The following is a 16,917-nucleotide window of genomic DNA, read 5'->3' as shown; positions in this document are numbered from 1 at the left end:
TGGGTTTTGCATGAAAATACTATTTCTTGGAGACGTTATGGGCCGCTCAGGGCGGCGGGCTGTGAGCGAGAGGCTTGCTGGCTTGCGTGCGGCCTGGGGGCTCGATTTTGTTGTGGTAAATGGCGAGAACGCGAGCAACGGCATGGGTTTGAGTGAAGAACATGCCAAGGCGCTCTTGGACGCGGGTGTGGATTGCCTGACACTTGGCGATCATGCGTTTGACCAAAAAGATATGTTGCAATTTATAGGTCGTGAGCCCCGCATTCTGCGCCCGATAAATTTTGCAAAAGGCGCCCCCGGGGCCGGGGCGCGTGTCTTTCAGGACGGACGTGGCCGGAAGATTTTGGTGGCACAAGTCCTAGGGCAAGTTTTTATGAAACGGGCGTTTGAAGACCCATTTGGGCAGATCGAGACTGTGCTCAAAACCCATGTTCTGGGCGGCGCTGTGCAGGCGGCGATTGTCGATGTGCATTGTGAGGCCACATCTGAAAAAATGGCAATGGGCCATTACTGCGACGGGCGGGCGAGCCTCGTCGTGGGCACGCACACGCACGTGCCGACGGGGGATGCGCAAATTTTGCCCAAAGGCACGGCTTATCTCACTGATGCGGGCATGTGTGGCGACTATCTAAGCGTGATTGGCATGGAAAAAGCCGAGCCGATGCGCCGCTTTGTAACTGGTATGTCTAAGAGTCGCTTTACGCCTGCGACGGAAGAGGCCACGCTTTCGGGCGTATATGTTGAAACGGATGACCGGACAGGCAAAGCACTCAAGGTGACGCCTGTGCGAATTGGTGGAAGGCTTCAGGAGAGTGCGCCTTGAGCCTAAATTTGGGGCCAATGTTTGCACTCCTGATTATGGGGGCAGGCTGGGGGATCACCACACCTTTGTCAAAAATAGCTGTCTCGACAGGACATCAGCCGCTTGGACTGGTATTTTGGCAGTTGGTGATCGGCGCTGTTTTGCTTGAGGCGATTGTGTTCGTTCGTGGGGGGCGGTTGGCGCTGGGGAGACGGCAGATTACACTTTATCTTGCCATCGCGTTGCTGGGTACGATTCTGCCCAATACGGCCAGTTATCGCGCGGCAGCTCATTTGCCTGCTGGGGTTATGTCGATTGTCATTGCGATGGTGCCAATGTTTGCCTTTCCAATTGCGCTCGCGTTGGGGCAGGACCGCTTCAGCATAGCACGGGTCGTTGGGCTGGGTCTCGGTCTTGGCGGTGTGGCGCTTCTTGTAGGGCCAGAGGCGAGCCTTCCGGACCGCGCGATGGTCGCGTTTATACCGCTGGCTTTGATTGCGCCTTTTTTTTACGGGCTTGAGGGCAATTTTGTCGGAAAATTTGGTACGGCGGGCCTTGATCCAATTGAGGTTTTGTTTGGCGCATCGGTTTTTGGTGCGGTATTGAGCCTCCCGCTTGCGCTTGGCTTTGGGCATTGGCTGAATCCACTGGGCGGCTTTGGTGCGCCTGAGAGCGCGCTTGTGCTCAGCTCAATTGTACATGCGTTAGTCTATGCGGGCTATGTCTGGCTTGTGGGGCGCGCAGGAGCTGTTTTTGCAGCACAGGTTTCTTATCTTGTCACCATTTTCGGAGTCGGCTGGGCGATGTTGATCCTAGACGAGGCGTATTCAGGTTATATTTGGGGCGCTTTGGGATTGATGCTCTTGGGCATGTTCCTCGTGCAGCCACGCGACAGAGAAGAGGTTGCGGCTTAGGCGACAAGGCGTGACAATGGGGTTAACGAGTGAATAGAGGCGCGACCTTATGGGTATTTTTGAACTGAACCAAACGATGCAGGCTGTGCTTACACTTTTGGTGGTGCTGGGAATGTTTGCGCTCTTTGTGCGTGAAACTTACCCTGCCGAAGTTGTTGCGATTGCGGGAGCCGCTTTGATGCTGGTTCTTGGTCTGTTGCCCTATGAAAACGCGCTTGAAGTCTTGGCGAACCCTGCGCCATGGACAATCGCAGCAATGTTTATTGTTATGGGGGCTCTTGTGCGGACAGGCGCTCTGGAGGCCTTTACGTCGGTGGCTGATAAGTTAGCGCTGACCAACCCTGCCTTGGCGATTGGGCTGCTGATGGGGTTTGTTGTTTTGGCCTCAGCGGTTGTGTCAAATACGCCCGTCGTGGTTGTCATGATCCCTGTTTTTGTGCAGCTGGCCAAAACTATGGGCATGTCTGCGTCCAAGCTTTTGATCCCGTTGTCTTACGCGGCGATACTGGGCGGCACTCTTACACTCATCGGCACATCGACCAATCTTCTGGTGGATGGTGTTGCGCGCGCAGGTGGGCTTGAGGCGTTCAGTATTTTTGAAGTCACGCCCTTGGGCATTGCTCTGGTCGTTTGGGGGATGGTGTATTTGCGCTTTATTGCGCCACTCCTCTTGCCCGAGCGCGATAGTATGGCGAGCTTGCTAAGCAACCGTTCAAAAATGAAATTTTTCACCGAGGCGGTCATCCCAGCAGAGAGCAACCTTATTGGACGTGAGGTGAGCGGCGTGCAGCTCTTCAAGCGCGATGGGGTGCGCCTGATTGACGTGATCCGCGGTGATGCCTCGTTACGTCGAAATCTTGCAGGAGTGAGTCTGCAGACAGGGGACCGAGTGGTTTTGCGCACCGAGATGACAGAGCTTCTTAGCTTACAGCGCAATAAAGAACTTAAGCGCGTTGATCAGGTTTCGGCGTTCGAGACAACCACTGTGGAGGTTTTGATCACGCCCGGGGCTAAGATGGTCGGGCGTCAGCTGGGCGCGATGCGTTTGCGTCGGCGCTATGGTGTGTATCCACTGGCCGTACATCGTCGCAACCAGAATATTGGTCGTCAGCTTGATGAGCTCATTGTGCGCGTTGGCGACACCCTTTTGCTAGAGGGTGCTCCAGATGATATTCACCGGCTTGCAGCGGATATGGACCTTGTTGAAGTGAACCAACCACAAGCGAAAGCCTTTCGTCGCGGTCATGCTCCACTCGCCATCGGAGTTTTGATTGCCTTGGTTGCTTTGGCAGGATTTGGCGTTGCACCGATCTTTTTGTTGGCAATCTTGGCCGTGGCTGTTGTGCTGTTGTCGCGGTGTATTGATGCGGATGAAGCCTTTTCTTTCGTAGATGGACGATTACTCGCTTTGATTTTTGCGATGCTGGCTATTGGTGCTGCCTTGCAGGCAACGGGAGCTGTAGAAATGATTGTGCGTGGGATTGCGCCAATTCTTTCGATCTTGCCACCGTTTTTAATTATTTGGGCAATCTATCTGCTCACCTCTGTGTTGACCGAGCTTGTAAGTAACAATGCAGTGGCTGTTGTCATCACGCCTGTGGCAATTGGAGTTGCTGATGCGCTCGGAATTGATGCACGGCCCCTCGTCGTTGCGGTGATGGTGGCCGCAAGTGCCTCCTTCGCAACGCCAATTGGCTATCAGACCAATATGTTGGTTTATGGACCGGGTGGTTATAAGTTTACGGACTTTATGCGTGTGGGGATTCCGCTCAATCTTTCTGTCGGACTTTTGGCCTCTGCATTGATACCGTTATTGTGGCCGCTCTAAGCTCGTTCGAATTTGGCTTTGTAAAGCCCGAACGTGCGAGACGCTAGCCCCCCGCGTAGCCCCTAGGGCATTGTTACAACGAAGCTGCCTGAATGGACTTCCCCTAGAGAGGCCAGAACACAAGGATGAGTGGGATCGAAACGGTGACCACGATAATTTCCAATGGCAGCCCCATACGCCAGTAGTCGCCAAAGCTGTAGCCCCCAGGACCAAGAATGAGCGTGTTGTTTTTATGGCCAATGGGCGTGAGGAAGGCTGAACTGGCCGCAATGGCGACGGCCATGAGAAAAGGATCTGGGGACACGTCGAGCGCCCGAGCCATTTCAATGCCGACGGGGGCTGCGACGATTGTTGTGGCCGTGTTGTTGAGCACATCCGACAGCGTCATAGTGACGAGCATCAGCACCGTCAGGATCGCCCAAGCTGGCATGGCATCGGTAAAGCTTAGAAGTGCACCTGCAAGGAGTTCAGTCCCGCCTGAGTTTTCGAGCGCTGCGCCGAGCGGGATCATGGAGCCCAAGAGGACGACGACAGGCCAGTTGATGTGGTCATAGAGCTCTGTGAGCGGCAAAATTTTGAGTAGGATGTAAGCGACCACCACAATGCCAAGCGCGATCGGTAGGTAGACGAGCCCGACAGAGGCGGCAACGACAGCGGCTACGAAAAGTCCTATGGCGAGCCATGTTTTGCTATCTTGTGTGACAGCTAGGCCGCGATCTGCCAAAGGCAGGGCACCAATCCAGTCTGTTACCTCAGGGCCAGTGCCCTTAGGCACAAGCAGAAGCAAGATATCGCCTGCTTGCACTTGAGTTTTGCGGATCTGGCTTGTGATCTTATGACCCGCGCGCGAGATCCCCATGAGCACGGTTTGTTTTCGCCATGAGAGACCGATACTGAGCGCTGTTTTCCCCACTATCCGCGCTTCAGCGGTGACCACGACTTCCACGAGATCAAGGCCTTCGCCTGTTGCCTTGACTCTCTCTTCACGCTCTCGTTCAGCAAACGCTAGCCCCAAAGTTGCGCGGAATTCGTCCAACGCTTCGGGGGAGGCTTCTAGGACGAGGATATCACCGGATTGCAGGAGTGAGTTTCTTGCTGCGCCATAGCGCCGCTTGCCGCCACGCATCAGGCCCAGAATTGCGACATCCGCGGCCTCAGCGGCGTCTTCAAGCTCACCAAGTCGTTTGCCGATCTGTTTTGATGCTTCGGGAACTGTGAGTTCGGCAATGTAAGCGGACATGTCGCTGACAGCTTTGAGCGCATCGTCACGATTGGGGATCAGCCGCCAGCCAATGAGCGCGACAAATATGAGGCCTGCTACAGCCGTTAGGCCGCCAACAGGAGCGAAATCAAACATCGAGAAGGGCTCGCCAACAGCATCTTCGCGAATGGAGGCGATGATGATGTTGGGTGGCGTGCCAATGAGAGTGGCCATTCCGCCAAGGATGGTTGCGAAGCTGAGTGGCATAAGCGACAAGCCCGGAGCTCGACCCGCTTTGCGCGCGGTCTGGATGTCGACAGGCATGAGCAGGGCGAGGGCGGCGACATTGTTCATAAAGCCCGAGAGCACACCACCGATTGTGCCCATAATGGCGATATGTGTGCCAAGAGAGCGTGTGCTGTCCACGAGTGTGCGGGTGATCAAATAGATCGCCCCTGAGCGAACGAGCCCTGCGGAAACCACAAGCACCAGCGCGACGACAATAGTCGCTGGGTGCCCGAAGCCATCAAATGCGTGTTTCGTCTCGACGACACCGAGTACGACTCCGAGCATGAGAGCCGCAAAGGCGACGAGATCATAGCGCCAGCGGCCCCAGAGCAAGAGTGCGAAAACGCCAGCAAAGAGCGAGAAGAGAATGATTTGATCTTGTGTCATAAGGGTTCTCTAGCGCGGGCTGTGGGGGGCTTGCACGGGAAAAATACGATTTGGGCATCAACTTGTCCCGATGCTCTGCCTTTGCGCTTTACTGTCTTTTCGGGTGCTGCACATCGGGAGTGGTTGAACACGACCGCCTCCATCACTTATAGAGGGCCAAACTGTAGATATCATGATCGGGAGCTTATCATGGCCGGCCACAGCAAATGGGCAAATATTCAACACCGCAAAGGGCGTCAGGACAAGCTGCGCTCCAAGCTTTTTTCCAAGCTTTCCAAAGAGATCACCGTTGCTGCAAAGATGGGTGACCCCGACCCAGAAAAGAACCCACGTTTGCGAATGGCTGTGAAAGAAGCCAAGGGCCAGTCTATGCCCAAGGACAACATTGAGCGTGCGATCAAGAAGGCCGTGGGCGGCGAAGGCGAAGCCTACGAGGAAATCCGCTATGAGGGCTATGGCCCCAATGGCGTAGCGGTGATTGTCGAGACGATGACAGATAACCGTAACCGTACGGCCAGCAATGTACGGTCGCTCTTCACCAAATGCGGTGGCAATCTTGGTGAAACGGGCTCTGTAGGCTTCATGTTCGATCGTAAGGGCGCTGTGAGCTATGCGGCCTCTGTGGGCGACGCGGACACTGTCATGATGGCGGCGATTGAGGCAGGCGCTGAGGATGTAGAAAGTACAGACGAAGGGCATCTGATTTGGTGTGGCGATACCGACCTCAACGAGGTGTCGACGGCGCTTGAAGCTGAACTGGGCGAAAGCGAAAGTACCAAGCTGATCTGGCGGCCAAGCATCAGCACGGAGATGGGCCTTGAAGACATGCAAAAGCTTATGAAGCTCGTTGATGCTTTGGAAGATGATGACGACGTTCAGACTGTCACGACGAACTTTGAGGCTTCGGATGAGGTTATGTCGCAGCTCGGCGACGAGTAACGCGCCCAGCTTAAACTGAGCTAAGATATTATTGAAAAGGCGCTTGGGCTAGAGAGGCTCGAGCGCCTTTTTTGCGTTCTGGCGCAGTTTGTCAGTGAGGCCTGAGAGAGCAGGTGCAAGGATACGACTGATTTGCCAATAGAGAGGATTATGGTGATGGCTTGCGGGCAGAACTTCCACCAATGTTCCATTTGCAAGGTGAGGTTCGATAAGAATCGCAGGGTTAAGCGCCCAACCGAGACCTGCAGAGGTGGCTTCTACAAAGCCCGTGGTGGAAGGGATGAAGTGCACTGGAGGATTTAACCCCACACCGAAATGTTGTTTGAGCCAATTTGCCTGTAGATTGTCATTGGCTGAAAACCTCAGCATCGGCGCTTTTGAAAGTGTGGAGCGGGTGGGGCCCTCTGGCATCCACTGGCGCATGAATGCTGGCGAGGCTGTTGAAATATAGCGCATGCACCCGAGCGGGTAGACGTTGCAGCCGCGCACTGGACTATCTTGTGTTGTCAGAGCGGCCATAACCTCGCCGCGACGCAGCCACTCTGCAGAAATGCTTTCGTCATCAACGAGCACCTCGTATCGGAATGCGCCGCTGCTATCGAGGGCTGTTGGTAACCATGTTGCTAGGCTGTCTGCATTGACTGCAATGCGCACAGGTTTAAGGGCTTCTAAGGTGTGCGCGCCCTGTCTGAGCTCGCGGGATAAGTCTGCCTCCATGAGGGTTACGCTATTGGCGTGTGCAGCTAGCCTAAGGCCAGCAGTCGTCCCGCGGCAGGGCGTAGAACGCTCGACCAATATGCTGCCGAAGTTGTCTTCGAGCGCCTTGAGGCGCTGTGAGATTGCGGATTGGGTGACACCAAGTGCATCGGCAGCAGCTTCAAAACTGCCAAGCCGAAGAATTTCAGTGAGAGCTGTAAGTTGTTTTGGATCAAGTTTCATTAAAATTTCTAATATTACTCCTAATTCGTTAATTTGTATTACCGTATCGTCTACGCTAACCCTAAGAGAAAATTAGAGACATTTTTCAATGCAAGCTGCCATCGCGGGATTTGCCCTCGGATTTTCACTTATTGTCGCGATCGGAGCTCAGAATGCTTTTGTCCTGCGTCAGGGGATCAAAAGGGAGCATGTTTTCGTGACTTGCCTTACATGTGCGCTCTCTGATGCTGTGTTGATTGCGGCGGGTGTGGCTGGGTTTGGCTCGCTCGCTGAGGTCGTACCATGGTTTGAACCGTTGATGCGCTATGGCGGCGCTATGTTTCTCTTCTGGTATGGAGCGTCAAATTTCCGATCGGCGTGGCAGGGTGCTAGCGTGCTGCGAACGGAGGGGGCCGTCAAAAGCTCGTTAAAGGGCGTTTTGGCGACGGTCCTTTTGCTAACTTGGCTCAACCCACATGTTTATCTTGATACTGTTGTGCTTCTTGGCTCCATCAGCGCAGGTTGGGACGATAAGCTCGGTTTTTCTGTAGGGGCGATGAGCGCCAGCTTTGTTTTCTTCTTTTCGTTTGGATATGGCGCGCGCTTCCTTGCCCCCCTCTTTGAACTGCCAAGGGCGTGGCAAGTGCTGGATGTGATGATCGGACTCATCATGTGGGCGATTGCGGCCAAACTTCTCTTCTAACTTCGCTTTTGAGCTTGAAGCGATCTGCGCAACGTGGCTTCATTAACAGATGAATGATCTTCAGACATATCGCCCTGTGAAAGGTGTTTTCTGGATGTTTGTTACAGGGCTGCTATTCGTCGCTGTGACAGCTCTCGTGAAATACAATGGCACGCGCATTCCTGCGGCAGAATCGGCTTTTTTGCGCTATTCGATGGGATTGGTGTTTCTGTTGCCGATGATCAATGCGATGCGCCAGAGCCAGCTCACGACACGCCAGCACAAGCTCTTTTGGCTTCGCGGGATCGCCCATACGGGAGGTGTTTCCCTTTGGTTTTATGCGATGGCGCGGATCCCGATCGCAGATGTGACTGCGATGAACTATCTGACGCCGATCTATGTCACGCTCGGCGCGGCGCTTTTCTTGGGGGAAAAGCTGGCGCTGCGTAGGATCTTGGCTGTGGTGGCGGCGCTCGTGGGCGCGCTGATCATTTTGCGGCCTGGCTTTCGAGAAGTGGGAATGGGGCATCTTGCAATGCTGTTCGCAGCGGTTTTCTTTGCAACCTCCTATCTTGTGGCAAAGCTTATGTCTGATGAAACCAACCCTGCGATAGTGGTGACGATGTTGTCTATCACAGTGACCATCGGGCTTGCACCGCTTGCGCTTGCAAATTGGGTGACGCCAACCGCGAGCGAGCTCGTGGTGTTGTTTGCTGTCGCAGCTTTGGCAACTGGTGGACACTATACGATGTCGATGGCTTTTGCCGCGGCGCCTGTGACTGTCACCCAGCCTGTGAGCTTTTTACAGTTGGTTTGGGCCGTTTTGCTCGGGGCTGTTGTTTTTGGTGAAGGGGTTGACCCTTGGGTTGTGATTGGTGGCTTGGTGATTATTAGCTCGATTGCTTTTATCACGATGCGTGAAGCGGTCTTGAAGCGTAAGATCAGAACACCTGCGGTGCCGGCGACCAAGTTTTGATTTGACGGGGCGCGCGCTCTGGTTCGCTTGGTGAGGAGTTCGAGGCTGCCCAACACCACCCCGATATTATAGTAATAAAAAAACCGGGCGGGCTATGCTTTTGGCGCGATGAGGCGCTTGAGCAGTGCTGTCTTTGTGATCTCGCCGATGGCCTCTCCATTGTGCACGACTTTGATAGGAGCCTCGCTCTCTTGGAAATGCGGCATGAGGTCTACTAGCTTTTTACTGGCGTCTATTTCTCCAGTCGCGTCAGCGCTGAGTGGCGCTATGACATCACGAGCTGTGAGCACGCCAAGTGGGTTCATATGCGCGACAAAATCCGCAACATAGGCATTGGCAGGCTTCGTATATATTTCTTGGGGTGTGCCACATTGGACGATCCTGCCGCCCTCCATGATCGCAATACGCCCACCGATTTTGAAGGCTTCATCAAGGTCGTGGCTCACAAAGATGATCGTTCGACCAAGGCGGGCTTGCAGCTCAAGAAGTTCATCTTGGAGGCGGGTGCGAATGAGCGGATCGAGAGCTGAAAAGGGCTCATCCATCAAAAGGATTGGCGCATCTGTGGCAAAGGCGCGAGCAAGTCCGACGCGCTGTTGCATACCGCCCGAAAGCTCGGAGACTTTGTGATTGGCCCAGTCTGAAAGGCCCACAAGCGCCAGTTGCTTTGCTACGATGTCTGCACGGCTTTGATGGCTCATGCCGCCAAGCTCAAGGCCGAGGCCAACATTCTCGGCAACGCTGCGCCAAGGAAGAAGGCCAAAACTCTGAAAAACCATAGAGATTTGAGTGAGTCGCAGCTCGCGCAGGTCTTGTGAGCAGGCTTGCGTGACGGATTGCATGCCCTTGGATGTGCAGACTTGCACCTCGCCGCGCACAACTGGGTTGAGGCCGTTTACAGAGCGCAGAAGCGTTGATTTGCCTGAGCCAGATAGTCCCATAAGCACCAAGATTTCGCCTTGCTTCACATCGAGAGAGCAATTGTGCACGCCAAGAATTTGCCCTGTATTCTCTTGTATTTCTGCACGGTTCTGACCTGCATCCATCAGCGGGAGGGCTTTTGCAGGCGCTTGCCCAAAGACGATCGAAACGTTTTGAAAGCTGACGGCGATATTTTGGGTCATGTGGGCGTCTCCACGCGAAGCATTCGATCCAGTGCGATGGCGACGGCAACGATGACAAGACCACTTTCAAAGCCAAGGCCTGCGTTGACGGTATTTAGTGCGCGCACCACAGGCACGCCGAGGCCGTCCGCGCCGACGAGGGCGGCGATTACGACCATTGAGAGCGAGAGCATGATGGTCTGGTTTAGGCCTGCCATGATCTGGGGCAGGGCAGACGGAAGCTCGACCTTCCACAGAAGCTGGCGGGGGGTAGCACCGAAAGCGCGTGCCGCCTCAATCAGTGTCACGGGGGTGCGGGATATGCCGAGGTGCGTGAGCCTGATGGGGGCGGGGAGGACAAAAATAAACGTTGCTACGAGCCCTGGGACCATGCCGATGCCAAAGAGAACGATCATCGGGATAAGATAGACGAACGTTGGGATCGTTTGCATCATGTCGAGGACTGGCAAAAGCGCCTTGTAGACCCGCGGGCGGTGTGCAGCGAATATCCCGATAGGGACGCCAACGCCCATGCAGAACAGGCCAGCAAAAAAGATTAGTGCGAGGCTTTCTGTTGTTTCTTCCCAGTAGCCCTGATTGATCACAAAGCCAAAGCAGAGGGCGACCAAAATGGTGCGCCCCTTTGAGCGCTGCAGCACCCATGTCAGCGTCGCGAAGAGGGCGACCATAACGTAGGGATGCGGAAATTGTAGCAGGGTGAGCAGCGCGTCAATTATTGTGCTTAAGAGCGTTTCGAGGAGGTCAAAGACGGCTCCGAAATTATCAATCAACCAGTCAAACCCGGCTGCGATGAGTTTGCCGACTTCAAGCTTGCCGTCTTCTTTGACAAGGGCTGTGAGCCACGATGATTGCATGAAGTCGCTTTCTGTTGGTGCTCGCCCCAGAGGGGGCTATGCGCTGAAGAATAGGCGGAGGATTGGTTTGATTTGGTGTTAAGTGTGGCGGGGGCGACCCCGCCACACCGAGCTTAAAGACCGAGAGCCGATTTCAGCGCTGCTGCGGCATCGCCGCCGTCTTTTGTAGTGACGCCGTTAATCCAAGCCATCGCCAAGTCAGGGTTGGCTTTGAGCCATGAGGCTGCAGCTTCTTTCGGGTCGGTGCCGTCATTGAGGATAGCGCCCATGATTTCGTTCTCCATGGCCAAGGTGAACTTGAGGTTGCTTAAAAGCGCTCCCACATTGGCGCATTCCGTGACATAGCCTGCGCGGGTGTTGGTATAGATAGTTGCGCCTCCTAGGTCAGGCCCGAAGAAGTCATCGCCGCCGGTGAGGTAGCCCATCTCAAAGTTGGCGTTCATGGGGTGAGGTTCCCAGCCGAGGAAGACGATTGGCTCGCCTTTTTTGGTCGCGCGCTCTACTTGTGACAGCATGCCTTGCTCTGAGCTTTCTGCAACTTCAAAGCCTGAGAGGCTAAAAGCATCGCTATCAATCATAGTCTGGATCAGGCGGTTGCCATCATTGCCTGGTTCGATACCGTAGATTTTGCCGTCCAAGTGCTCGGCGTGTTGCGCAATGTCGGCAAAGTCTTTGATGCCCATGTCCATTGCGGCTTTGTTGACGGCGAGTGTGTACTTCGCGCCTTCGAGATTCTCGCGCACGGTGTCGACGGTGCCGGCCTCACGGTAAGGTGCGATATCAGCTTCCATTGTGGGCATCCAGTTGCCGAGGAAGACGTCGATGTCGCCCTGTGCCATAGCCGTGTAGGTCACTGGCACTGAGAGGATTTTGGTATCTGTTTCATAACCCAGAGCTTCGAGCACTGTGGTCGTGGCCGCTGTTGTCGCGGTGATGTCTGTCCAGCCGACATCGGAGAAAGTGACTTTGTCACATTGGCCTTCCGCCATGGCGGATGTGGCGGCGAAAAGCGCAAGCGCAGATAGGGAATATTTCAGGTTCATACTCAAACTCCTGTGGGTGACGTTTTTATTGATTGACGCGTCAATAAAAACAAAACAATCTCGGCATAGCAAACCTTTTGGAGTGTAATTGTGCCGAAACTTGGGATGGAGCCTATTCGAAGACAGGCTCTGGTAAAAGCCACTATCGCCGAAATCGGCCAGCACGGCACGCTTGATGTGACCGTGAGCCAGATTGCAAGGCGAGCGGGGATGTCGAGCGCTTTGGCACATCATTATTTTGGGGGCAAGGAGCAGATATTTGTCGCTGCAATGCGGTACACTATGGGTGTTTATGCTGCCGAGGTGCGCGGAGCGCTTGCAATGGCGGATACGCCTGCGGAGCGGGTCGAGGCAATAATACGTGCGTCGTTTTCAAGCCGCAATTTTCGCGTTGAAACCGTTGCGGCGTGGATGAACTTCTATGTTTTGGCACAAGTGTCGCCTGAGGCCAAGCGGCTGCTAAATGTCTATCACCGTCGCCTGCGTTCCAATTTGGCTCATGGATTGCGTCCACTGGTCAAGACGCGCGCTGAGATGGTCGCCAGTCGTGTCGCGGCTTTGATTGATGGCGTGTATTTGAGGCAATCTCTCGGTGAAGCAGCGCCAAACGGCGCGCGAGCGCTAGAACAGATCATGGGATATGTCCAGCTTGAGCTAGACCAAAGGGAACAAAAATGAGCAAGCCGAACATTCTGATCATCATGGTTGATCAACTCAATGGCACATTTTTTCCTGATGGTCCGGCGGACTGGTTGCATGCGCCCAACCTTAAGAAACTGGCCACTCGCTCGACCCGTTTTAAAAACGCGTATACTGCCAGCCCGCTTTGTGCTCCCGGGCGCGCGGCGTTTATGTCTGGTCAGCTCCCTAGTGCGACGGGTGTATATGACAACGCAGCTGAATTTGCCTCCAGCATTCCGACATATGCCCACCATTTACGCCGTGCGGGATATCAGACGTGCCTTTCAGGTAAGATGCATTTTGTTGGACCAGACCAGCTGCATGGCTTTGAAGAGCGCATGACCACTGATATTTACCCACCCGATTTTGGCTGGACACCTGACTATCGCAAGCCAGGTGAGCGGATTGACTGGTGGTATCATAACATGGGCAGCGTCACGGGTGCTGGTGTGGCAGAGATTACCAATCAGCTCGAATATGACGATGAGGTGGCCTATCATGCCACGCGCAAGATATATGACTATGGGCGCGGCCTCGATAAGCGGCCATGGTGTATGACAGTGAGCTTTACCCACCCGCATGATCCCTATGTGGCAAGAAAAAAATATTGGGATTTGTATGAGGATTGCGAGCATCTTCTGCCTGAAGTTCCGGCGATGGACTATGAAGAGCACGATGCCCATAGCAAGCGCATTTTTGATGCCAATGACTGGCGATCTTTTGACATCACAGAAGAAGATATCCGCCGCTCGCGGCGCGCTTATTTTGCCAATATTTCCTACCTTGATGACAAGGTAGGCGAAGTTCTGGAGGCACTTGAGAGCACGCGACAAGAGGCGACGATCCTGTTTGTCTCTGATCATGGCGATATGCTCGGCGAGCGTGGATTGTGGTTTAAGATGAGTTTCCTTGAAGGCTCTGCACGTGTGCCGATGATGATTGCAGCGCCGCAGATGGAGGCTGGGCTGGTTGAGACGCCAGTGAGCAACATTGATGTATGCCCGACGCTTTGCGACCTTGCTGGTGTGAGTATGGTCGAAGTCATGCCGTGGACGACAGGCGAAAGCCTAGTCACCCTTGGTCAGGGCGGCACGCGTAAGAGCCCCGTCGCGATGGAATATGCTGCGGAGGCGAGCTATTCGCCGCTGGTTTGCCTTCGGCATGGGCGCTGGAAGTACACCAACTGCGCGCTCGATCCAGAGCAGCTTTTTGACATGGAGGCGGATCCTCATGAGCACAACAATCTCGTGGAAACTGTCGAGCATGCTGAGGTGCTCGAACGCTTTAGAATGATGGCAGCAGAGCGGTGGGACTTGGAAGAGTTTGACGCTGATGTACGCCAAAGTCAGGCCCGTCGCTGGGTTGTTTATGAGGCGCTACGCGAAGGCGGATATTTTCCGTGGGATTATCAGCCGCTTCAGAAGGCAAGTGAGCGCTATATGCGCAACCATATGGATTTGAACGTCCTTGAAGAAAATCAACGGTTCCCAAGGGGCGAATAACCATGCAAGCAGATTATGTGATTGTGGGCGCGGGCTCGGCAGGCTGCGCTATGGCCTACCGTTTATCAGAAGCAGGACGTTCTGTTATTGTAATTGAACACGGCGGAACGGACGCGGGGCCGCTCATCCAGATGCCAGCGGCATTGAGCTATCCGATGAACATGACGCGCTATGACTGGGGCTATATGACAGAGCCAGAGCCACATCTTGGCGGACGGCGTTTGGTTGCACCGCGTGGCAAGGTGATTGGCGGGTCAAGCTCAATCAACGGGATGGTCTATGTGCGCGGTCATGCGCGCGACTTTGACCACTGGCGCGACAGTGGGGCAGAGGGCTGGGGGTATGCGGACATCCTGCCTTATTACAAACGAATGGAGAGCTGGGACGATGGGGGGCATGGCGGCGATCCCGCTTGGCGCGGCACCGATGGACCAATGCACGTGAGTCGCGGGCCTCGAAAAAACCCATTGTTTCATGCGTTTGTCGAGGCGGGCCGGCAGGCCGGGTACCCTGTGACCCCAGACTATAACGGCGAGCAACAGGAGGGCTTTGGCGCGTTTGAGCAAACGGTGCACAAGGGACGGCGTTGGTCGGCGGCGAACGCATATCTCAAGCCTGCTTTGAAGCGCGAGAATTGCACGATAGTAAGAGGTCTAGCCGAAAAGATCGTGATTAAAGACGGGCGCGCCACTGGGGTTCAACTGAAGCGCGGCGGAAAGAGCGAAGTGATTGGCGCGCGCGCGGAAGTGATCATCGCAGCGAGCGCGTTTAACTCGCCAAAGCTCTTGATGCTCTCAGGTATAGGGCCTGCGGCGCATTTAGCTGAGCACGGAATAGATGTTGTTGCTGACCGTCAGGGCGTGGGTCAAAATTTACAGGACCACTTAGAAATGTATATCCAATATGCGTCTAAGTTGCCGATTACGCTCTACAAGCATTGGAACCTGTTCTCCAAGGCATTGATCGGTGCACAGTGGCTCTTCACAAAAACGGGGCTTGGCGCCTCAAATAATTTTGAAAGCTGTGCGTTTATCCGCTCGCAGGCGGGTGTTGAGTACCCCGACATCCAGTACCATTTCCTGCCCATTGCTGTGCGCTATGATGGCAAGACGGCTGCGGAAGGGCATGGATTTCAGGCCCATACAGGACCGATGCGCTCTACTTCGCGGGGGGCTGTGACGCTCAAAAGTGCTGACCCGTCTGAAGCGCCCCGCATCTTGTTTAATTATATGAGCCAAGAGAAAGACTGGGAGGATTTCAGGCGTTGTATCCGCCTAACACGTGAGATTTTCGCGCAGGAAGCTTTTGCGCCTTACGTAAAGCACGAAATCCAGCCGGGGGCGGGCGCCCAGAGCGATGATGAGCTAAACGATGTGATCCGTGAGCACGCGGAAAGCGCCTATCATCCTTGTGGGACCTGCAAGATGGGCCGCATGGATGATGCGATGGCTGTAGTTGATCCTCACTGCCGAGTGATTGGTGTTGAAGGATTGCGAGTGGCAGACAGCTCAATTTTTCCAAGAATTACAAATGGCAACTTGAATGGCCCGTCGGTCATGACAGGAGAAAAAGCGAGCGATCATATTCTCGGACGCGCGCCCTTAGCGGCAGCAAATGAAGCGCCGTGGGTCAACCCTGACTGGAAAACGCAGCAGCGCTAGTAGTCAGTCTGTTTTGGATTGAACTACCGCGCGCCTCGGCGCATTTTAATCAGATGTTAAGAATGGTTAACTCGCGCTCTCTGGCCTTGTGCTTGCTCTTGTTTTCTCTGGCCAGCCAGAGCGACGCAGATATTACCGGGCGTATCCATGTGGTTGATGGTGATACGATCCGAGTGTCGGGGCAAGTGATACGTCTTTTTGGTGTGGATGCGCCTGAAGTGAAGCAGACTTGTCAGACTTCTGAGGGCCTCCATTGGGCCTGTGGCGCTTGGGTCAGTGACGTTTTGCGTAATGCTTTTGATGGTCAAGAAGCGTTCTGTGTCGAAGTGGAACAGGATAGATACGGGCGCAGTGTGGCGCGCTGTGAGGTTGCGGGTGTTGATCTCGGACGCTGGCTCGTGCAGCGAGGTTTGGCCTTTTCTTACCGCAAATACTCGATGGATTATGACCTTGATGAAAAACGCGCTGCTGTAAACGACCGCGGGCTGCATGCGACCCGTGTGCAGAACCCCGCGGACTTCAGGGCGGCGAGCGCGCAGGCTGCGCAGAAAGCCCCAGACATTGGCTGCCAGATCAAAGGCAACATTTCCTCCAAAGGGGTGCGGATTTATCATCTGCGAGGGCAAGAACAGTATGAGCGCACACGCATTAGCACGCTTAAGGGCGAACGATGGTTTTGTTCTGAGGCAGAGGCCAAAGCCGCGGGTTGGCGGCGAGCGCGGCGCTAGGGCTTTTGTTCACATTTGATCCTTAAAAAAGATCATCCGCTTCATCTTTATTGATCACGATCAAAGTGCCTCTCTCGCGCGCGTTTTAGCCTGTCTTCTGACACAGGAACAGGAGACCGAAATGTCGAATACACCCCATGAACTGCACGAAGAATTCCCTGAATTTGCGGCCAAGATGACCGAGATGAAATCTGTAAATGCGCATTTTGCCAAACTTGCGGAAGAGTATCACGAAGTGAATCGCGCGGTGCATCGTGCCGAGACAAATGTTGAACCAACTGATCAGTTCAATGAGGAAGCATTGCGCAAGACACGTGCATCATTGAAAGATAAAATCTACAAGATGCTGTCGACCTAAGCGGCGAAGAGAAAAGACAATAGGGGGGGTA

The 16,917-nt window shown here is 54.4% G+C and carries 16 protein-coding genes; 11 read left to right on the top strand and 5 right to left on the bottom strand.

Going from position 1 to position 16,917, the window contains the following annotated elements; genetic code table 11:
* Positions 1–10 precede the first annotated feature (10 nt).
* Genes DSM117340_RS09700 through DSM117340_RS09690 form a run of 3 tightly spaced genes read left to right on the top strand, consistent with a single transcriptional unit; the run spans position 11 to position 3,544 of the window.
* The gene (locus tag DSM117340_RS09700; protein WP_089889797.1) at positions 11–823 is read left to right on the top strand and encodes a TIGR00282 family metallophosphoesterase; all 813 of its coding nucleotides are present in this window, start codon (positions 11–13) and stop codon (positions 821–823) included.
* A complete protein-coding gene (locus DSM117340_RS09695) occupies positions 820–1,716 on the top strand; it encodes a DMT family transporter (RefSeq protein ID WP_245724400.1) in 897 nt (298 codons plus the stop codon). Before DSM117340_RS09700 ends, DSM117340_RS09695 begins: the two co-directional genes overlap by 4 nt.
* 49 nt (positions 1,717–1,765) lie before the next feature.
* Entirely contained in the window at positions 1,766–3,544 is a 1,779-nt protein-coding gene (locus DSM117340_RS09690) for an SLC13 family permease (protein ID WP_089889802.1), read from the top strand.
* Positions 3,545–3,647: 103 nt separating this feature from the next.
* Here DSM117340_RS09690 and DSM117340_RS09685 read toward each other — a convergent pair whose 3' ends face one another.
* Positions 3,648–5,420, bottom strand: a complete 1,773-nt coding sequence (locus DSM117340_RS09685) for an SLC13 family permease (RefSeq protein ID WP_089889806.1) — start codon at positions 5,418–5,420, stop codon at positions 3,648–3,650.
* A gap of 189 nt (positions 5,421–5,609) precedes the next feature.
* Between DSM117340_RS09685 and DSM117340_RS09680 the strand changes: the two genes are divergently transcribed.
* Entirely contained in the window at positions 5,610–6,359 is a 750-nt protein-coding gene (locus DSM117340_RS09680) for a YebC/PmpR family DNA-binding transcriptional regulator (RefSeq protein WP_089889809.1), read from the top strand.
* A 48-nt stretch (positions 6,360–6,407) separates the two neighbouring features.
* Here the strand turns inward: DSM117340_RS09680 and DSM117340_RS09675 are convergent, their stop codons facing one another.
* Complete coding sequence (locus DSM117340_RS09675; protein WP_089889812.1) at positions 6,408–7,298, bottom strand: LysR family transcriptional regulator ArgP; 891 nt, start codon at positions 7,296–7,298, stop codon at positions 6,408–6,410.
* Between the two features lie 88 nt (positions 7,299–7,386).
* Between DSM117340_RS09675 and DSM117340_RS09670 the strand changes: the two genes are divergently transcribed.
* Positions 7,387–7,980, top strand: coding sequence for a LysE/ArgO family amino acid transporter (locus tag DSM117340_RS09670; protein WP_089889815.1), 594 nt, complete (start codon positions 7,387–7,389; stop codon positions 7,978–7,980).
* Positions 7,981–8,029: 49 nt separating this feature from the next.
* On the top strand, positions 8,030–8,935 hold the full coding sequence (locus tag DSM117340_RS09665; RefSeq protein ID WP_089889819.1) for a DMT family transporter: 906 nt from the start codon (positions 8,030–8,032) through the stop codon (positions 8,933–8,935).
* A 92-nt stretch (positions 8,936–9,027) separates the two neighbouring features.
* Here the strand turns inward: DSM117340_RS09665 and choV are convergent, their stop codons facing one another.
* The 3 genes from choV to choX form a co-directional block, all read right to left on the bottom strand.
* Positions 9,028–10,059, bottom strand: a complete 1,032-nt coding sequence (choV, locus tag DSM117340_RS09660) for a choline ABC transporter ATP-binding protein (protein WP_089889823.1) — start codon at positions 10,057–10,059, stop codon at positions 9,028–9,030.
* Complete coding sequence (choW, locus tag DSM117340_RS09655; RefSeq protein WP_089889828.1) at positions 10,056–10,913, bottom strand: choline ABC transporter permease subunit; 858 nt, start codon at positions 10,911–10,913, stop codon at positions 10,056–10,058. The genes choV and choW overlap by 4 nt, the downstream gene beginning before the upstream one ends.
* A gap of 113 nt (positions 10,914–11,026) precedes the next feature.
* A complete protein-coding gene (gene choX / locus DSM117340_RS09650) occupies positions 11,027–11,956 on the bottom strand; it encodes a choline ABC transporter substrate-binding protein (protein WP_089889832.1) in 930 nt (309 codons plus the stop codon).
* A 105-nt stretch (positions 11,957–12,061) separates the two neighbouring features.
* Here choX and betI point away from each other — a divergent pair, with 105 nt between their 5' ends.
* The 5 genes from betI (at position 12,062) to DSM117340_RS09625 (ending at position 16,886) form a co-directional block, all read left to right on the top strand.
* Positions 12,062–12,634 carry a transcriptional regulator BetI gene (gene betI / locus DSM117340_RS09645; protein ID WP_177170674.1) on the top strand — a complete coding sequence of 191 codons (573 nt, stop codon included), beginning with the start codon at positions 12,062–12,064 and terminating at the stop codon, positions 12,632–12,634.
* On the top strand, positions 12,631–14,139 hold the full coding sequence (gene betC, locus DSM117340_RS09640; protein ID WP_089889839.1) for a choline-sulfatase: 1,509 nt from the start codon (positions 12,631–12,633) through the stop codon (positions 14,137–14,139). The genes betI and betC overlap by 4 nt, the downstream gene beginning before the upstream one ends.
* 2 nt (positions 14,140–14,141) lie before the next feature.
* Positions 14,142–15,800 carry a choline dehydrogenase gene (gene betA / locus DSM117340_RS09635; RefSeq protein WP_089889842.1) on the top strand — a complete coding sequence of 553 codons (1,659 nt, stop codon included), beginning with the start codon at positions 14,142–14,144 and terminating at the stop codon, positions 15,798–15,800.
* Between the two features lie 62 nt (positions 15,801–15,862).
* Positions 15,863–16,528, top strand: coding sequence for a thermonuclease family protein (locus tag DSM117340_RS09630; protein ID WP_271437223.1), 666 nt, complete (start codon positions 15,863–15,865; stop codon positions 16,526–16,528).
* A gap of 121 nt (positions 16,529–16,649) precedes the next feature.
* Positions 16,650–16,886, top strand: a complete 237-nt coding sequence (locus tag DSM117340_RS09625) for a DUF465 domain-containing protein (protein ID WP_089889848.1) — start codon at positions 16,650–16,652, stop codon at positions 16,884–16,886.
* The last annotated feature ends 31 nt before the right edge of the window (positions 16,887–16,917 follow it).

This window comes from Lentibacter algarum (genome assembly GCF_040580765.1).
GTDB classification, from domain to species: domain Bacteria; phylum Pseudomonadota; class Alphaproteobacteria; order Rhodobacterales; family Rhodobacteraceae; genus Lentibacter; species Lentibacter algarum.
This window is presented reverse-complemented; position numbering and strand designations above follow the sequence as displayed.